At 60.2% G+C, this 19358-nt stretch carries 10 protein-coding genes; 4 read left to right on the top strand and 6 right to left on the bottom strand.

The genetic code is table 11. From position 1 onward, the window contains the following. Positions 1–115: 115 nt before the first annotated feature. Positions 116–4069 carry a trifunctional transcriptional regulator/proline dehydrogenase/L-glutamate gamma-semialdehyde dehydrogenase gene (putA, locus tag AACY08_RS09880; RefSeq protein ID WP_339469250.1) on the bottom strand — a complete coding sequence of 1318 codons (3954 nt, stop codon included), beginning with the start codon at positions 4067–4069 and terminating at the stop codon, positions 116–118. Between the two features lie 461 nt (positions 4070–4530). Here putA and putP point away from each other — a divergent pair, with 461 nt between their 5' ends. From putP to AACY08_RS09895, 3 genes are all read left to right on the top strand, one after another. After that, positions 4531–6015, top strand: coding sequence for a sodium/proline symporter PutP (putP, locus tag AACY08_RS09885; protein WP_339469251.1), 1485 nt, complete (start codon positions 4531–4533; stop codon positions 6013–6015). A 203-nt stretch (positions 6016–6218) separates the two neighbouring features. After that, the gene (locus AACY08_RS09890; protein WP_339469253.1) at positions 6219–8195 is read left to right on the top strand and encodes a type VI secretion system Vgr family protein; all 1977 of its coding nucleotides are present in this window, start codon (positions 6219–6221) and stop codon (positions 8193–8195) included. 27 nt (positions 8196–8222) lie between these two features. Continuing rightward, positions 8223–8906, top strand: a complete 684-nt coding sequence (locus tag AACY08_RS09895) for a DUF4123 domain-containing protein (protein WP_339469254.1) — start codon at positions 8223–8225, stop codon at positions 8904–8906. On the opposite strand, the gene AACY08_RS09900 is transcribed toward AACY08_RS09895, so the two are convergent. Further along, entirely contained in the window at positions 8892–10169 is a 1278-nt protein-coding gene (locus tag AACY08_RS09900; RefSeq protein WP_339469255.1) for an O-acetylhomoserine aminocarboxypropyltransferase/cysteine synthase family protein, read from the bottom strand. The genes AACY08_RS09895 and AACY08_RS09900 overlap by 15 nt on opposite strands. A 249-nt stretch (positions 10170–10418) precedes the next feature. Between AACY08_RS09900 and AACY08_RS09905 the strand changes: the two genes are divergently transcribed. After that, complete coding sequence (locus tag AACY08_RS09905; RefSeq protein WP_339469257.1) at positions 10419–11255, top strand: 23S rRNA (adenine(2030)-N(6))-methyltransferase RlmJ; 837 nt, start codon at positions 10419–10421, stop codon at positions 11253–11255. 79 nt (positions 11256–11334) lie between these two features. Here the strand turns inward: AACY08_RS09905 and msrA are convergent, their stop codons facing one another. From msrA to aceE, 4 genes are all read right to left on the bottom strand, one after another. Next, a complete protein-coding gene (gene msrA / locus AACY08_RS09910) occupies positions 11335–11982 on the bottom strand; it encodes a peptide-methionine (S)-S-oxide reductase MsrA (protein ID WP_339469258.1) in 648 nt (215 codons plus the stop codon). A gap of 72 nt (positions 11983–12054) precedes the next feature. Next, positions 12055–14739: a putative bifunctional diguanylate cyclase/phosphodiesterase gene (locus AACY08_RS09915; RefSeq protein WP_339469260.1), complete on the bottom strand. Its 2685-nt coding sequence runs from the start codon at positions 14737–14739 to the stop codon at positions 12055–12057. Between the two features lie 316 nt (positions 14740–15055). Next, positions 15056–16699 (bottom strand): dihydrolipoyllysine-residue acetyltransferase, encoded by a 1644-nt coding sequence (gene aceF, locus AACY08_RS09920; RefSeq protein ID WP_339469262.1) that lies wholly within the window; start codon positions 16697–16699, stop codon positions 15056–15058. Positions 16700–16710: 11 nt separating this feature from the next. Further along, positions 16711–19356, bottom strand: a complete 2646-nt coding sequence (aceE, locus tag AACY08_RS09925; protein WP_339415598.1) for a pyruvate dehydrogenase (acetyl-transferring), homodimeric type — start codon at positions 19354–19356, stop codon at positions 16711–16713. Positions 19357–19358: the final 2 nt, after the last annotated feature.

Genomic DNA, 19358 nt, shown 5'->3' on the forward strand with positions numbered 1-19358 from the left:
GATAAAAACGGGGAAGGAAGATAGATGGGGGTGATGGGGCGGCACAAGCTTCAAGCTACAAGTAAGAGCGGCGTGCTTTTACTTGCAGCTTGTAGCTTAAACTTGCGGCTGCTGCTTAACCGATAGTCATCAGGCTGGCATTGCCACCCGCCGCCGCCGTGTTAACACTCAACGCACGCTCAATCACCAAACGCTCCAGCGCAATCGCTGTTTCGCCTTGCGACAAACCATGCACCCCAACAATTGCGCCACCGCGCTGGGCCACTTGCTGGCACACCGCTCGCAGCTGGTCGGAATCACCGTGATGCAGAACCGCGTCAAACACCACTTCATCCTTGGTCCAGTCGGCCACGCGCTTGATCTTCGCCTGAATGTCTTTAGGCAGGCGTGAGAACAACGCCTTGGTCAGCTCGGTTTCTGGCCATACCGCCGAACCGCCCACCGCCAATACCGCCGCCAATTGAGTCAACAGGTCGCCTTCCACGTCCGCCAGGCACAGTACGTGCTCGCGGGGCAGGATGGCGTAGCTGTTGCGCTCGCCGGTCGGGCCGGCCAGTTGGCGGGTGATACCGCTTTGCGATTGCGCGGCGAATTGGCTGCACAGGGCGCTCAGGTCGCTGAACTTATTGCTGTCGGCCCAGGTTTTCAGGGCGGTCAGCGGCTGGCTCATGGCATCACGCAGGCGCACGTCCGGCGCGGCCAATGCGTCGCCACGTACGAAGGATTGCTCAATGGCATCCGTAGGACGCGTCGACAACAGGCGGTACAGGTATAGCGGGCCACCCGCTTTCGGGCCAGTACCCGACAGGCCTTCGCCGCCGAACGGTTGCACGCCGACCACGGCGCCGACGATGTTGCGGTTCACGTAGACGTTACCGGCATTGACGTTGTCGATCACCTTGGCGATGGTCTCGTCGATACGCGTGTGCACGCCTAGGGTCAGGCCATAGCCGGAAGCATTGATCTGGCCGATGAGCTGGTCGATCTCTTTGCGCTTGTAGCGCACCACGTGAAGCACCGGGCCGAAGATCTCGCGTTGCAGTTCGTCGAAGCTTTCCAGCTCGATCAGGGTTGGCATCACGAAGGTGCCACGCTTGATCTCTTCGCCATCAGCGATAGCCACCTGATACACATTGCGGCCTTTGTCGCGCATGGCCTGGATGTGTTTCTCGATGCCGGCCTTGGCTTCGGCGTCGATCACCGGGCCGATGTCGACGGACAGACGCTCCGGGTTACCCAAGCGGCATTCCGCCATGGCGCCCTTGAGCATTTCGATCACACGCTCTGCTGAATCTTCCTGCAGGCACAGTACGCGCAGGGCCGAGCAGCGTTGGCCGGCGCTGTCGAAGGCCGAGGACACCACGTCGATGACCACTTGTTCAGTCAGCGCCGAGGAGTCGACGATCATCGCGTTCTGGCCGCCAGTTTCGGCGATCAGCGGAATCGGACGGCCCTGGGCATCCAGGCGACCGGCGACATTGCGTTGCAGAAGGCGTGCGACTTCAGTGGAGCCGGTGAACATCACGCCTTTGACGCGATCATCACCGACCAGGCGCGCACCCACGCTCTCGCCTTGACCCGGCAGCAATTGCAGCACGCCTTCCGGAATACCGGCTTCGAGCAGGATGCGCACGGCTTGGGCGGCCACCAGCGGCGTCTGCTCGGCAGGCTTGGCCAGTACCGGGTTGCCGGCAGCCAGTGCCGCGGCGACTTGACCACTGAAAATCGCCAGCGGGAAGTTCCACGGGCTGATGCACACCACCGGGCCCAGTGGGCGGTGGGCGTCGTTGGTGAAATCGTTACGCGCTTGCACGGCGTAGTAACGCAGGAAGTCCACGGCTTCGCGCACTTCAGCGATCGCGTTGGCGAAGGTCTTGCCGGCTTCACGGGCCAGCAGGCCCATCAGTGGCTGGATCTCGCCTTCCATCAGGTCGGCGGCGCGTTCCAGGATCGCGGCACGTTCGGCGGGCGGGGTGGCCTGCCAGATCGGGCCTGCATTGATGGCGCATTGGATAGCGTTGTCGACGTCTTCGACAGTGGCTTCCTGCACATGGCCGACCACATCACGCAGGTCGGACGGGTTCAGTACCGGTGCCGCTGATTCATTGCTGGAAGCGCAACCGAGCATCGGCGCCGCTTTCCAGTTGTTGTGAGCGGTCGCCAGCAGGGCGCAGGACAGCGAGGCCAAGCGGTGTTCGTTGGCCAGGTCGATACCGGCCGAGTTGGCGCGGTCGCTACCATACAGGTCACGCGGCAAAGGGATGCGCGGGTGCGGCAGGCCGAAGCCGCCTTCCAGCGTAGCCATTTGCTCGATGCTGGCCACAGGATCGGCCACCAGTTCCTGAATCGAGATGGCTTGGTCGGCGATGCGGTTGACGAACGAGGTGTTCGCGCCGTTTTCCAGCAGGCGACGTACCAGGTAAGCCAGCAGTGTTTCGTGGGTACCCACCGGTGCGTACACGCGGCACGGCCGGTTGAGCTTACCCTCGGAAACCTTGCCTACAACCTGCTCGTACAGTGGTTCGCCCATACCGTGCAGGCATTGGAACTCGTACTGGCCGGGGTAATAGTTCTGACCCGCAATGTGGTAGATAGCCGACAGTGTGTGGGCGTTGTGCGTGGCGAACTGCGGGTAGATGACTTCCGGCACCGACAGCAGCTTGCGTGCGCAGGCAATGTAGGAAACGTCGGTGTAAACCTTGCGGGTGTACACCGGGTAGCCTTCCAGGCCTTCAACCTGGGCGCGCTTGATCTCGCTGTCCCAGTACGCGCCTTTTACCAGGCGGATCATCAGACGATGGCGGCTGCGGCGCGCCAGGTCGATGACGTAGTCGATCACATACGGGCAACGCTTCTGGTAGGCCTGGATCACGAAACCGATGCCGTTCCAGCCGATCAGTTGCGGCTCGAAGCACAGGCGTTCCAGCAGGTCGAGCGACAGCTCCAGGCGGTCTGCTTCTTCGGCGTCGATGTTCAGGCCGATGTCATATTGCTTGGCCAGCAGCGTCAGGGACAGCAGGCGTGGGTACAGCTCATCCATCACGCGTTCGTACTGCGCACGGCTGTAACGCGGGTGCAGTGCCGACAGCTTGATGGAGATGCCCGGGCCTTCATAAATCCCACGGCCATGGGAGGCTTTGCCGATGGAGTGAATGGCTTGTTCGTACGAGGCCAGGTACTTCTGCGCATCGTGCTCAGTCAGCGCGGCTTCACCGAGCATGTCGTAGGAATAACGGAAACCCTTGGCTTCGAATTTGCTCGCGTTAGCCAGGGCTTCGGCGATGGTTTCGCCGGTGACGAACTGCTCGCCCATCAGGCGCATAGCCATGTCGACGCCCTTGCGGATCATCGGCTCGCCGCTTTTGCCGATGATGCGGCTCAGGGACGAGGTCAAACCTGCCTCATTATGCGTGGCGACCAATTTGCCGGTCAGCAGAAGGCCCCAGGTGGCGGCGTTAACGAACAGCGATGGGCTGTTGCCCACGTGAGGGTGCCAGTTGCCGGTGCTGATCTTGTCGCGGATCAGTGCGTCACGGGTGCCTTTGTCCGGGATGCGCAGCAGCGCTTCGGCCAGGCACATCAGTGCCACGCCTTCCTGGGAAGACAGGGAAAATTCCTGCAGGAGGCCCTGAACAATCCCGGCACGGCCGCCAGCACTTTTCTGGTTGCGCAGCTTCTCGGCAATCGAGGCGGCGAGCTTGTTGGTAGCCTCGGCCATAGGCGCTGGCAGGCGAGCCTGCTCGATCAGCATCGGCACCACTTCCGGCTCTGGGCGGCGGTAAGCGGCGGTGATCGAGGCGCGCAGTACGGACTGCGGCAGGATGCTCTCGGCGAACTCAAGGAAGCACTGGTGGGCGTGGTCGTTCTGGACCTCGCCTGCGTCGTCTGCTTCCTTGCTGCTCAAGCCATCGAGCTCAGTCAGGGTTGCACCACCCTCCAGTTTCTCCAGGTAATTGAAAATCGCCTGCTTGATCAGCCAGTGCGGCGTGCGATCAATGGAGGTCGCGGCAGCCTTGAGGCGCTCGCGGGTTGGGTCGTCAAGTTTGACCCCAAGGGTGGTCGTAGCCATTTTCTTATCCTCATGGGTGCCACTACCGAGTGGCATCAGCTGGCGGCAAGATTAGCTTTGCGCATGCAGAGGTGCAACCGGGTGCAACCCTTTTTATGCATGAAATTTTCGCACGGGTACATGAAATAAAATGGCCCTCGGCGGAATTGGCTCTGCCTTGGTGCGTTTGCTTCTGAGATCAGCTGTTCTTGCTCCGAAAAGTAGCAAAAACAGGGTGTTTTGTACTTTTCACATCAAGGTGCAACTTATTCTCACGAAACTGGTTGCACCTTATTTGGTTTGTTGAATAGCATTCGCGGCCAAGGTGCAACCACTCCGGTGAGTCGGTTCATCGGCTGACGGCTTTCCTGGGGAAACGTCAGTCATAAATGCGCGGCACGCAGCTACGTCTATCCTACTTGCAGTGGGTGGCCGTCTGACAGACCGTCGCTACATAAAAACAAAGCCAGGACGTCACTCCTATGAGCGTTAGTAATCCAACCCTGATCACGTTCGTGATCTATATCGCAGCAATGGTGCTGATCGGCTTCATGGCCTATCGCTCCACCAACAACCTTTCCGATTACATCCTGGGCGGTCGCAGCCTCGGTAGCGTGGTGACTGCCTTGTCGGCCGGCGCTTCCGATATGAGTGGCTGGTTGTTGATGGGCCTGCCGGGCGCGATCTACATGTCCGGCCTGTCGGAAAGCTGGATCGCTATCGGCCTGATCGTCGGTGCCTACCTCAACTGGCTGTTCGTCGCCGGTCGCCTGCGGGTCCAGACCGAGCACAGCGGTGACGCCCTGACCCTGCCGGATTACTTCTCCAGCCGTTTCGAAGATAAAAGCGGCCTGCTGCGGATCATCTCCGCCGTGGTGATCCTGGTGTTCTTCACCATTTACTGCGCCTCCGGCATCGTGGCCGGTGCCCGCCTGTTCGAAAGCACCTTCGGCATGTCCTACGAGACCGCGCTGTGGGCCGGTGCTGCAGCGACCATTGCCTACACCTTCGTCGGTGGTTTCCTGGCAGTGAGCTGGACCGATACCATACAAGCCACGCTGATGATCTTCGCGCTTATTCTTACGCCGATCATCGTGCTGCTCGCCACCGGGGGCGTTGACACCACCTTCCTGGCGATCGAAGCCAAGAACCCCGACAACTTCAATATGCTGAAAAACACCTCCTTCATCGGCATCATCTCGCTGATGGGCTGGGGCCTGGGTTACTTCGGCCAGCCGCACATCCTCGCGCGTTTCATGGCGGCGGATTCGGTGAAGTCAATTGCCAAGGCACGTCGTATCTCCATGACCTGGATGATCCTGTGCCTGGCCGGCACCGTGGCGGTGGGTTTCTTCGGTATCGCTTACTTCTCGGCGCATCCGGAAGTGGCAGGCCCTGTGACCGAGAACCACGAGCGTGTGTTCATTGAGCTGGCCAAGCTGATGTTCAACCCATGGATTGCCGGTGTACTGCTGTCGGCCATCCTGGCTGCCGTGATGAGCACCTTGAGCTGCCAATTGCTGGTGTGTTCCAGCGCCCTGACCGAAGACTTCTACAAAACCTTCTTGCGCAAAAACGCCTCCCAGGTTGAGCTGGTATGGGTCGGTCGCCTGATGGTGCTGCTGGTTGCCCTGATCGCCATCGGCATGGCTGCCAACCCTGAAAACCGTGTATTGGGCTTGGTGAGCTACGCCTGGGCTGGCTTCGGCGCTGCGTTCGGTCCTGTGGTGCTGATCTCGGTAATCTGGAAAGGCATGACCCGCGACGGCGCACTGGCCGGTATCCTGGTCGGCGCGATCACCGTGATCGTGTGGAAACACTTCGAATTGCTGGGTTTGTACGAAATCATCCCGGGCTTCATCTTCGCCAGCCTCGCGATCTACTTCGTGAGCAAGATGGGCGCACCGACTGCGGGTATGGTTGAGCGCTTTGATGCGGCGGAAAAAGACTACAACCTCAATAAGTAATTCGACGGGCGCTAAGCGCCCTACGAATTGAAAAAAGGCCCGCGTCCTACAGATTGCGGGCCTTTTTTTGTGTGCGCTTTACGTCGGACTTAAGAAAGTTCTGGCGCGTGCGTGTAGGGTTTTACTGATTTGTTTGGGGTGTGCTCAGCAAGGTGAAGCGGTGGTGCAGAATCTGCCACCTATCCCTCGCAGAGAAACACCGGATGTTCGCTCCTGCCAATCAAAGTGCCTTCACGCTGACCCTCGATGGGGAGCCCAGTGAACTCAAGGTGTTCGAGTTCATGGGTGTTGAGTCCATCAGCCAACCCTACCGTTTTGAACTCGAACTGGTCGCCGAGCAGCCCGATCTCGACCTGGAAAGTCTGCTGCATCACCCGGTGTATCTCGGATTTGATGATCGTGGCCATGGCGTTCATGGTCTGGTTCACCGAGTGGCGCAAGGTGATTCAGGGCGCCGACTGACGCGTTATCAAATGACGCTTGTACCGCAGCTCGCCTATCTGGCGCACAGCAGTCACCAGCGTATTTTCCAGCACAAGACAGTACCGCAGATTGTTGCGCAGGTGCTGGAGGGGCAGGGGATCCAGAGCGACCGCTTCGAGTTCCGGCTCAGCGGCACCTACCCCGAGCGCGAGTATTGCGTGCAGTTTGGCGAAACTGATCTGGCCTTCATTCAGCGGCTTTGTGCCGAGTTGGGTATTCACTATCACTTCCAGCATTCGGCCGAGGCGCATGTGCTGGTATTTGGCGATGACCAGACGGTTTTTGTCCAGGCGGATCAGCCTACTCCTTACACTCCCGGTTCCGGGATGGTCGCGGACACCCCGGCGATCAAGCGGTTTACGGTGCAGGTGCAGACCCGCGCCACGGCAATCAACCTGCGCGACTATGACTTTCGCAAACCCAGCCTGGCACTGGAAAGCGCGGTGTCTGGCGAGCAGTTACCCAAGCTCGAAGCGCAGGATTACCCCGGCCACTTCAGCGACCGTGCCTATGGCAAATACCTCGCACAGCGTGGCCTGGAGCGTCATCGCAGCGACTATCGTGTCGCCTGTGGCAGTGGTGATGAACCTGCTCTGGTCAGCGGACGGTTCCTCAGGCTCGCCGGTCACCCGCGCGAAGACTGGAACGCCTTGTGGCTGGTGACGAAAGTAACCCATGAGGGCAAGCAGCCCCAGGTACTGGAAGAGCTTGTAACCGAGGTGTCGGGCGGGGATTTTCGCCAGGGCTATCGCAACGAATTCGCCGCCGCCCCGTGGGATGTGATTTTCCGGCCGCCAATGCCAGAGCAGCCTCGCCCGAGCATTGCTGGCTATCAAAACGCAACGGTGACCGGCCCCGTCGACAGTGAAATTCATTGTGATGAATACGGCCGGGTCAAGGTGCAGTTGGCGTGGGATCGTGCCGCAGAGCATAACGACCATTCTAGTTGCTGGCTGCGGGTTGCCAGCGCCTGGGCGCATGATCGTTATGGCTCGGTCGTGATCCCGCGAGTCGGCATGGAAGTGCTGGTGGGCTTCGTCAATGGCGACCTGGACATGCCACTGGTGGTGGGCTGCCTGGCAAACGCCGCAACACAGCTGCCCCTCGACCTGCCGGCGGACAAGACCCGCAGCATTTTCCGCAGCCAGAGCAGCCCAGGTGGGGGGGGCTACAACGAGCTACGCATTGAAGATCGCAAGGGGGCCGAGGAAATCTACCTGCGTGCCCAGCGTGATTGGACGCAGCATGTGCTGCATGACCATCGGGTGAAGGTGGGCGGTGAGTCGCACCATGAACAGCAAGGCGAAGAGCAGCGCATAACCCATGGCAACCGCGTGACCGACCTCAAGCAGGACGACCATCTGGTGGTTGGCGGCTCGCAGCAGGTGCGCGCCGGGCAGACCATCCAGATGGGGGCAGGGCAAAGCGTTGTCATTGATGCGGGCGCGACCGTCACGATTCAGGCGGGTGGGCAGTCGATCACCCTGTCTGCGGGCGGAATTTTCAGCAGCGTACCGATTCAGCTCGGCGGCTCCGCCGTTCCGACATCCGCGCCGTTGATTCCTGGCGTGAAAGAGAAGTTGCTGGCCGTGATTCCTGCACCGCTGAGTCGTGTGCAAATCGCCAGTCTGAAGCGCAGCGCGCCGTTTTGCGAAGAGTGTGAGCGTTGTAAAAACGGCCAGTGTGATCTCACCTGACCTCCACTTTAAAAGGAATTTACGTCGATGCATCAACCCTTGCTTGCTGGTGAACAGCTCTTCGCGGTACTGGGTGCTGCCAGCGACGCCAAGCCCTTGGAGGCTTGGAAAGCGCTTGCCGTCGGCGCCCCACTGCAACCCATTTGGGCTGGCACCGCCTACGCGAAATGGGAAGAGGTAATGCCCTACGTGGGTATCGTCGAACCGGGCAGCCCTTTCCTCGATTGGGCCGCCTCCACTGACGCAACGGATTGGGGGTGGCTGGCCATATCGTTGAGCTCGTTGGAAAGGGTGGTGGCACATCTTCAAGGCTTGACCAAGGTGTACCTGCCCGATGGCCAGGAGGTGTTTTTGCGTTTATGGGATGGCGATCAGATGCTACCCATCCTCCAGCAAGTGGGTGGCGAGGTGTTGCCGGTATTCCAGCATTACCTGATCAATGGCCAGTCGCTGACCGTTGGGACTGGCCCGGTCACGGCGGCTAAAGCCAGCCCGTGGTGGCGGGTGCCTTCACCGTTATTGGAACACCTGGCCGGGCAATCGCCGCAGACTCTTATCGGCAACTTGCTGCAGTGGCTGGAAGAGCAGCGCCCCGACCTCTACACCGCGTTCACGCCGACGACCTTGCAGCACAAGGTCGTCTACTTCTCGCGCGGTCCGGATGTCAGCCATCAGGCGCTGGCCGACTATCTGGCCTCAGAGCTGAGTTGAACCCAGTGCCTGCTGCAGATCTTCGATCAGGTCTTCAATCGCCTCGATACCGACTGACAGGCGAATCATCTCCGGCTTCACGCCGGCCTTGGCTTGTTCCTGCTCGTTCATCTGCCGATGGGTGGTAGAGGCGGGGTGACAGGCCAGGGATTTGGCATCGCCGATATTTACCAAACGCTTGAAGATTTGCAGCGCGTCGTAGAAGCGCACACCGGCCTCGTAACCACCCTTCAGGCCAAACGACAGGATCGCCGACGGTTTACCCTGCATATATTTCTGCGCCAATACGTGATGGGGATGGTCTGGCAGGCCGGCGTAGCTGACCCACTCGACATCCGCGTGGTCTTGCAGAAATTGCGCAACTTTCAGGGCGTTTTCGGTATGGCGTTCCATGCGCAAGGCCAGGGTTTCCAGGCCTTGCAGCAGGAGAAAGGCGTTCATGGGGGCCAGCGCCGCGCCGGTGTTACGCAGCGGTACGGTGCGGGCGCGGGCGATGAAGGCGGCAGGGCCGAATTTTTCCGTGTAGACCACGCCGTGATACGCGGGCTCCGGGGTGTTGAGGCCGGGGAATTTCTCTGGGTAGTCGGTCCAGGGGAAGGAGCCACTGTCGACGATCACACCGCCCAGGGAATTGCCGTGGCCACCGATGTACTTGGTCACCGAGTGCACCACGATATCGGCACCGAACTGGATCGGTTTGCACAGGATCGGCGTGGCCACGGTGTTATCCACCATCAGCGGCACGCCTCGGGCGTGGGCCACCTTGGCCAAGGCTTCCAGGTCGATGATATTGCCGGCTGGGTTGCCGATGCTTTCGCAGTACACCAGCTTGGTGTTGTCATCGATCAGTTCGGCGATGGCGTCGGCGGAGTCGTTGCGGGCGAAACGCACGTCGACGCCAAAGCTTGGCAGCAAGTGTGCGAACAGGGTGTAAGTGCCGCCGTAGAGTTGCGGGGTGGTGACGATATTGTCGCCGGCCCGGGTGAGGGTCTGGATCGCGTAGTGGATTGCGGCGCTGCCGGCCGACACGGCCAGGGCGGCGATACCGCCTTCAAGGGCGGCGATACGCTGCTCCAGCACGTCATTGGTGGGGTTCATGATTCGCGTGTAGATATTGCCAGTCACGTCCAGGTTGAACAGATCGGCGCCGTGCTGGGCGTTATCGAATTCGAACGCGACGTTCTGGTAGATCGGTACGGCGACGGCCTTGGTGGTTGGGTCGGACTTGAAGCCGTGGTGCAATGCGATGGTGGCGTCTTTCATGAAAATTATTGACCTCCCTGGACTCTGTGGGCGCCCCCTGCAAGGTGGGAGCTGGCTTGCCTGCGATAGCATCATCGCGGTACTTGGTAATACCGCAGCGCCGGCATCGCGGGCAAGCCCGCCCCCACATAACCCGCTAGATCATTTTCGGCATAACGTCTGTGCTTTTGACATAAGCACCGCCCGGCACACCGCCCTGCACCTTTGCGCCCGTAAAAGGTAAACTTCGCCCCCTGCGCAGGAGCAACCATGAATTATCGTCACGCCTTTCACGCCGGCAACCACGCCGATGTCTTCAAACACCTGACCTTGACCCGCCTCATCGCCCTGATGTCGCGCAAGGAGCAGCCGTTCGCCTACCTCGACACTCACGCCGGCATTGGTCTGTACGACCTGCAGGGCGACCAGGCCAACCGCACCGGTGAATACCTGGAAGGCATCGCGCGCCTGTGGGGCGAAAGTGACCTGCCGCCGCTGACCGCCGATTACATGCGTGTGTTGCATGAGATGAACCCGGATGGCGAGTTGCGCTACTACCCGGGCTCACCGGAGCTGGCGCGGCGCCTCACGCGTCCACAGGACCGCGTACTGCTCAATGAAAAGCATCCGGAAGACGGTCTGCTGCTCAAGGACAACATGAAAGGTGATCGCCGGGTCAAGGTGCACTTGGGCGAAGGCTGGCATGTGCCACGTGCCTTGCTGCCGGTGCCGGAAAAGCGTGCGCTGATGCTGATTGATCCGCCGTTCGAGAAGCTCGACGAGATGCAACGTTGCGCGGCGTCCCTCAAGGAAGCTGTGAGCCGCCTGCGTCAGACCGTCGCGGCCATCTGGTACCCGGTGAAGGACCAACGCCTGTTGCGCCGTTTCTACCAGGACCTGGCCGGCACCGGTGCGCCGAAGTTGTTGCGTGTGGAGTTGCTGGTGCATCCGCTGGACACGCCCAACACCCTGACCGGCTCGGGCCTGGCAATCGCCAACCCGCCGTGGGGTCTGGAAGAGGAACTGCGTGAGCTGCTGCCGTGGTTGTCGAAGAAGCTTGGGCAGACCCAGGGCGGGTGGCAGATGGATTGGCTTATTGCTGAATGAATGCTGCAAGTTTCAAGCTGTAAGTGGTGGTTGCTGCTTTTACTTGCAGCTTACATCTTGAAACTTGCAGCTCCGATCTTCAGATCGGACAGCTCACGCCTGTGCCGCCAATCCCGCAGTAGCCCTGCGGGTTCTTCGCCAGGTACTGCTGGTGATACGTCTCGGCGAAGTACACCGTCGGCGCTTCTTCGATTTCCGTCGTGATCTCACCCAGGCCGGCCTTGGTCAATTCAGCCTGATAGGCATCAGCACTGGCTTGCGCCGCCGCCAACTGCTCCGGCGTGGTCGCATAGATCACCGAGCGGTACTGGCTGCCAATATCATTCCCCTGACGCATGCCCTGGGTTGGGTTGTGCAGTTCCCAGAACATCTTCAGCAGGTCTTCATATTTCACTTTGGCTTGGTCATACACCACCAGCACTACTTCGCTGTGGCCGGTCAGGCCTGAGCATACTTCTTCATAGGTCGGGTTCGGCGTGTAGCCGCCGGCGTAACCCACCACGGTGCTGACCACGCCATCGCGCTCCCAGAACTTGCGCTCGGCGCCCCAGAAACAACCCAGGCCGAAGATCGCAAAACCGACGTCATCGAGGAACGGGCCCAGCAGCGGGTTGCCGTTGACGAAATGAGTCTCTGGCAGCGTCATTGGGGTTTCACGACCAGGCAAAGCTTGTTCTTGAGTAGGCAGCACGTTTTTGTTCACCATAATTTCCGAGCGCAAGACCATGATCAGTCCTCTCAGTCAGGTTGAATTGGATAAGAAGTCAGACCGCCAGTGTGCCCGAGTGTTACAGCGCTGTCAGGCGATTGGCCCGCGCGGATAGCGTTTGAGCTTCTCGAGCAGCTCTGCGCCGGGGATCGGCCGGTCAAACAGGTAGCCCTGGCCGACATCGCAACGGTGCCGGCGCAGGAACGCCAGTTGCTTGGCCGTCTCAATGCCCTCGGCCACGACCTTGAGCTTGAGGTTGTGGGCCATGGCGATCACCGCCGAGGTGATTTCCATGTCGTCCTGGTTATCCGGGATTTCGTGGATAAAGCTGCGATCAATCTTGATGATGTCGATGGGGAATTTTTTCAAGTAGCTCAGCGACGAGTAACCGGTGCCGAAGTCATCCATGGCCAGTGTCAGGCCAAAGCTTTTCAGCTGATCGAGTTGCAAGCGCGTGTCTTCGGTGGCTTCCAATAGCAAACCTTCGGTCAGCTCCAGCTCCAGAAGGTTGGCCGGTAGTTGTTCTTCCTTGAGGATCGTGGCAATCGACGCGACCAGGTCCGGGTCAGAGAACTGCTTGGGCGACAGGTTGATCGCCACCTGCAGATTGCCCATGCCGGCGGCACTCAGTTGCTTGCTCATGCGGCAGGCCTGGCGCGCAATCCATTTGCCGATGGGAATGATCAGCCCGGTTTCTTCAGCCACGCTGATGAACTGGTCGGGACGGATCATGCCCTTTTCCGGGTGGTTCCAGCGCAGCAGCGCCTCCATGCCCAATAGGCGACCGCTACGCAGGCACAGCTTGGGTTGGTAGAACACATCCAACTCGTTCTGGGTAAGGGCGCGGCGCAGGTTGTTTTCCACGAACAGTTTGTAGCTGGCTTCGGCATTCAGGGCTTCGGTAAACACTTGCACCTGGTGTTTGCCGTTGGCCTTGGCTTTGTGCAGCGCCAGGCCGGCGTTGCGCATCAGGGTTTGCGGATCGCGGCCATGCAGCGGCGCGCAGGCGAGGCCCACGGAGCCGGTGACGCTGATCAACTGATTATCGACGAACATCGGTTTGTCGAGGGTCGCGAGCAGTTGGCTGGCGACCTGCTGGCCGGTCTCCAAATCGATGTCGTCGAGCAGCACTGCAAACTCGTTACTGGCAAAGCGCGCCAGGCTGCCGCTGGCGCTCAGGCTGTTGCGCAGGCGGCGCGCCAGGCTGATCAACAGTTTGTCACCGGTCTGGTGGCCAAGGCTGTCGTTGATTCGCTTGAAGTTATCGATGTCCACCAGTAACAGGCTGATCGGGCTGTCGCTGTCACGTGCAAAGCGTTCATCCAGGTTGCGGATAAACGAGGGGCGGTTGCCCAGGTTGGTCAAGTTGTCGGTGTAGGCCAAGCGCTCGATGCGCTGCTGGGCCAGCTTGGTCTGGGTGATGTCTTCGTAGATGCCGATGTAGTGCGTCAGCTCACGGTTATCGCCATAGACCTTGGAAATTGACAGTTGGCCCCAGTAGGGTTCGAGGTTTTTACGCCGGCTTTTGAATTCGCCCTGCCAGCTGTTGCTCTTGGCCAGGCTCGACGGTGCGTCGAACAGTAATTCGCTGAAGTTTTCCAGCGCCGGCAATTCGGCCAGGCGGTGGCCGTGGACTTCTTCGGCGCTGTACTGGGTGATCGCGGTAAAGCTCGGGTTGACGTACTCCACCACGCCGTCGCAGTTGACCAGCAAAAACGCGTTGGCGCTTTGTTCCACTGCACGCTGGAACAAGTGCAGGGCACTGGTGGCAGTGCGGCGGTTGTGGTTGTTGATGACTTGCGCGAACTGATCGGCCAGTTCGCCGGCAAAGGCAATTTCATCGGCCTGCCAGGCGCGCGTGCAGCTGCTTTGTTCCAGGCACAAAACGCCGACGACCTGGCCATCGACGCGGATGCTCGCGTCGAGCATGGCGTTAATGTCTTTGTTCTCGGCCATTTCCCAGGTACGCGGGTCGCGCAAGGCGTTGGTGGCGTCAATGGCGCGGCTGGTGTGCAGGGCTTCGAGGTAATCCGGGAAGCAGCTTGCGTCAATGGAGCCGGGCAGGTGGTGCTGCTGGTGGTCGCGGTGGTAGGCCGAGATGGGCACCAGGCGTTGGCCTTCGAGGTTCCAGATGCTGGCGCAGTCGATCTGGTAGATATCGCAGGCGCTGCGGGTGATCAGCTCAGCGGCTTCTTGCAACGAATTATTGGTGGTGTAGCGTTGGCGGGCCAGCAGCAGGATCAACTCCTGCTGGGCACGCACCCGCTCCAGGTGTTGCAACTGTTCCTGTTGGGCGCGCTGGTTGAGCTCCAGGGCGATCTGCAGGCGGCTGTTCTGGTTTTCCAGGTCTGCCGTGGGCACGGCAGCGGGGAGTTCACTGAACAGGCCGTCGACCACCATCAGGTAGCCGCGCAGCAGGTGGCGATTGTGTTGTTTAAAGGCTTCGCCCATTTCCAGCAGGCTCAGCGGGCCATCATTGGTATGCAGGGTATAGCGCACCAAGTAGTGAGGGCTCAGGGCCAGTTGCTGCTGGATGGTGTCGTGCAGTTCATAGCGCGCCTGGGGTTCCATCAGGCTGGCGTAGGGCGTGCCGAGCAGGGCACACAGCTCAACGGCCGACACACCGAATTGGCGCTCGCAATTGGGGTCGAGGTAAAGGAGGGCCCAGCTTGCCTCATTCAGCCGCTCGAAACGCAGCATACCGAGGCGCGAAGGCACCGGTAACTGCGTCACTACCTCGGCCGCCATTCGGGCGACATCGGGTTGGCTTTTCATGGGGCAGACTCATTTGAAATAACGCGCACGGCGCCGGGCTTACGCCCTCTTTTCTGTTGCCTGCGGCAAGGTTGCATCATGCGGCGCGGGCTGACAAGAGAGGATGAAGGCTAAGTGCTATAAGGGTGTTATCGGCCGCGGGAGGGGTTTCTTCAATCGGAATGATGGAAGGTGTACAAACCTGTCTTCTTTATCCAGCTTCCTGCCGGGGAACAGGCAAAAAAAGCCCCGCCAAGTGGCGGGGTTGAGGGACGAGCGTGGCGCTCGGAAATCGGTGCAGCCAGGCCCCCTCGGTGAGGAGGAGGCCCGTTGAGGCTTACAGCAGGATGGTGCGGATGTCGTTCAGCAGTTGGCTCAAGCGCTGCGTGAAGCGAGCAGCAGCGGCGCCGTTGATCACGCGGTGATCGTAGGACAGCGACAGCGGCAGCATCAGCTTAGGCTGGAACGCTTTACCGTCCCACACAGGCTGGATAGTGGCCTTGGACACACCCAGGATCGCCACTTCCGGCGCGTTGACGATTGGCGTGAAGCCAGTGCCGCCAATATGACCGAGGCTGGAAATGGTGAAGCATGCGCCTTGCATGTCGTCTGCGGTGAGCTTCTTGTCGCGGGCCTTGGCAGCCAGCGCAGCGGCTTCGGCAGCGAGTTGCAGCAGGCTCTTCTGATCGACGTTCTTGATGACCGGTACCAGCAGGCCTTCCGGTGTGTCGACGGCAAAGCCGATGTGTACGTATTTCTTGCGAATGATTGCCTTGCCGCTTGGCGCCAGCGAACTGTTGAAGTCCGGCAGTTCCTTGAGCAGGTGCGCACACGCCTTGAGCAGCAGTGGCAGCACGGTCAGTTTCACGCCAGCCTTCTCGGCCACGGCTTTCTGCGCAACGCGGAAAGCTTCCAGGTCGGTGATGTCGGCCTGGTCGAACTGAGTCACGTGCGGGATGTTCAGCCAGCTCGCGTGCAGGCTCGACGCGCCGATTTGCATCAGGCGGGTCATCGGCACTTCTTCGGTTTCGCCGAAGCGGCTGAAGTCCACGGTGCGGATCGGCGGAATGCCCGAACCACCGGTAGCGCCACCGGCAGCCGGCGCTTCCTTGGCTTTTTGCATCATGGATTTGACGTAGACCTGCACGTCTTCCTTCAGCACGCGGCCGTGAGGGCCGGTTGCCGATACGGCATTGAGCTCAACGCCGAATTCACGGGCCAATTGACGCACGGCTGGACCGGCGTGAACCTTGGCACCGCTTGGCGCAGGTGCGGCAGCCGCAGGGGCCGGTGCGGCCTCGGCTTTTGCAGCAGGTGCAGGTGCAGCGGCAGCCGGTGCAGCTTCAGCTTTGGCGGCTGGAGCAGCGGCCGGTGCTGGAGCGGCAGCCTGTGCAGCGCCTTGCACTTCCAACGTGAGGATAAAGTCGCCAGTGCCGACTTCATCTTCCAACTTCACTGCAATGCTTTTCACCACGCCGGCAGCCGGCGAAGGGATTTCCATGGAGGCCTTGTCGGACTCCAGGGTGATCAGCGATTGGTCGGCTTCGACAGTGTCACCGACCTTGACCAGCAGCTCAATGATCTTGGCCTTGCCCGACGAGCCGATGTCCGGGACATGAATGTCCTGAACGCTGGCGGCGGCAGGGGCAGCCGCCGGGGCCGCAGGGGCCTCGGCAGCAGGTTTTTCAGCCGGTGCAGGTGCAGCCGCGGCAGCAGGAGCCGCCGGAGCAGGGGCCGCATCAGCGGCACCTTCGATTTCCAGTTCCAGCAGTTCGTCGCCTTCTTTCAGGCGGTCGCCCAGCTTCACTTTCAGGCTTTTGACCACGCCGGCCTTGGGAGCAGGGATTTCCATGCTCGCCTTGTCCGACTCCAGGGTCAGGATGCTCTGGTCGGCTTCGACGGTGTCGCCGACCTTCACAAACAGCTCGATTACTTCACCTTCACCGCTGCCGATGTCAGGTACGCGAATGAGTTCGCTCACAAAAAATCTCCTCAGCAGTCCAGTGGGTTGCGTTTTTCCGGGTTGATCCCGAACTTGACGATAGCGTCAGCCACCACCTTGGGTTCGATCTCACCACGGTCAGCCAAGGCTTCCAGGGCTGCCAACACCACGAAGTGACGGTCAACTTCGAAGAAGTGACGCAGCTTCTTGCGGCTGTCACTGCGGCCGAAACCGTCGGTGCCCAGGACTTTGAATTCCTTGGACGGGACCCACTGGCGAATCTGTTCAGCAAACAGCTTCATGTAGTCGGTAGAGGCGATCACCGGACCTTTGCGGCCGGCCAGGCACTCTTCGACGTAGCTCTTCGCAGGCTTCTGGCCTGGGTGCAGACGGTTGCTGCGCTCTACGGCCAGGCCGTCGCGACGCAGCTCGTTGAAGCTGGTAACGCTCCACACGTCAGCGCCGACGTTGAACTCTTCACGCAGGATCTTCGCCGCTTCGCGCACTTCACGCAGGATGGTGCCGGAGCCCATCAGCTGCACGTGGTGCGCCGCTTCCTTGGTGTCTTCTTCGAGCAGGTACATTCCCTTGATGATGCCTTCTTCAACACCGGCCGGCATGGCAGGTTGCTGGTAGGACTCGTTCATCACGGTGATGTAGTAGAAAACGTCCTGCTGCTCTTCAGTCATCTTCTTCATGCCGTCCTGGATGATCACCGCCAGCTCATAGCCGTAGGTTGGATCAAAGGTGCGGCAGTTCGGGATGGTGGCAGCCAGGATGTGGCTGTGACCGTCTTCGTGTTGCAGGCCTTCGCCGTTCAACGTAGTCCGGCCGGCGGTACCGCCGATCAGGAAGCCACGGGTACGGCTGTCGCCTGCTGCCCACGCCAGGTCGCCAATACGCTGGAAGCCGAACATCGAGTAGAAGATGTAGAACGGCAGCATCGGCTGGTTGTGGCTGGAGTACGAAGTACCGGCAGCGATGAAGGAGCTCATGGCGCCCGCTTCGTTGATGCCTTCTTCGAGGATCTGGCCCTTCTTGTCTTCCTTGTAGAACATCACCTGGTCTTTATCGACTGGCTCGTAGAGCTGGCCGACGGAGGAGTAGATGCCCAACTGACGGAACATGCCTTCCATACCGAAGGTACGGGCTTCGTCCGGGATGATCGGGACGATGCGCGAACCGATTTCCTTGTCCTTGACCAGCTGCGCGAGGATCCGCACGAAGGCCATGGTGGTGGAGATTTCACGGTCGCCCGAGCCGTCCAGGATCGCCTTGAGGGTATCCAGCGGTGGTGTCGGGATGTTGAAGCTCTTGGCGCGGCGCTGTGGCACGAAACCGCCCAGTGCAGTGCGACGCTCGCTCAGGTAGCGGGCTTCGGCGCTGTTTGGCTCAGGCTTGAAGAACGGCAGGTTTTCCAGCTCTTCGTCCTTGACCGGAATGTCGAAGCGGTCGCGGAACAACTTCAGGCTGTCGACATCGACTTTCTTGGTGTTGTGGGCAGTGTTCTTCGCTTCGCCGGCACCGGTGCCATAACCCTTGATGGTCTTGGCCAGGATGACGGTGGGTTGTTCTTTGTGGTTGACCGCTTCGTGGTACGCCGCGTAGACCTTGTACGGGTCGTGGCCGCCACGGTTGAGTTTCCAGATCTCGTCGTCGGACAGGTCTGCAACCATCGCCTTGAGTTCTGGCGTGTTGAAGAAGTGTTCACGCACGAATGCGCCGTCTTTGGCTTTGTAGTTCTGGTACTCGCCGTCGATGACTTCGTCCATGCGACGTTGCAGGATACCGTCGACGTCCTTGGCCAGCAGTGGGTCCCAGAAACGGCCCCAGATGACTTTGGTCACGTTCCACTGAGCACCGCGGAACACACCTTCGAGTTCCTGGATGATCTTGCCGTTACCGCGAACCGGGCCGTCGAGGCGCTGCAGGTTGCAGTTAATGACGAAGATCAGGTTGTCGAGCTTCTCGCGGCCAGCCAGGGAGATGGCGCCCAGGGATTCCGGCTCGTCACACTCGCCGTCGCCCAGGAAGCACCAGACCTTCTGTTTGCCTTCAGGGATGAAGCCACGGGCTTCCAGGTACTTCATGAAGCGTGCCTGGTAGATCGCTTGGATTGGACCCAGACCCATGGAAACGGTCGGGAACTGCCAGAAATCAGGCATCAGCCAAGGGTGCGGGTACGACGACAGGCCGCCACCGTCCACTTCCTGGCGGAAGTTGTTCATCTGGTCTTCGGTGATGCGGCCTTCCATGAACGCACGGGCGTAAACGCCTGGAGAGGTGTGGCCCTGGAAGTAGATCAGGTCGCCGCCGTGTTCCTCGGTCGGGGCCTGGAAGAAGTAGTTGAAGCCGATGTCATAAAGAGTTGCACTGGAAGCGAAGCTGGAGATGTGACCGCCCAGGTCAGAATCTTTCAAGTTCGTGCGCATTACCATCGCCATGGCGTTCCAGCGTACCAGCGAGCGAATGCGGCGTTCCATGAACAGGTCGCCAGGCATGCGTGCTTCGTGGGTAACGGGGATGGTGTTGCGGTATGGCGTAGTGATGGCGTAAGGCAGTTGCGAGCCGCTGCGGGTCGCGAGTTCGCCCATACGGGTCATCAGGTAGTGAGCACGGTCTTCGCCTTCTTTGTCGAGAACCGATTCCAGGGCGTCCAGCCATTCCTGGGTTTCGACGGGATCGAGGTCTTGCATGG

The sequence above is a fragment of the Pseudomonas sp. EL_65y_Pfl1_R83 genome, assembly GCF_963970695.1.
Lineage (GTDB): Bacteria > Pseudomonadota > Gammaproteobacteria > Pseudomonadales > Pseudomonadaceae > Aquipseudomonas > Aquipseudomonas tritici.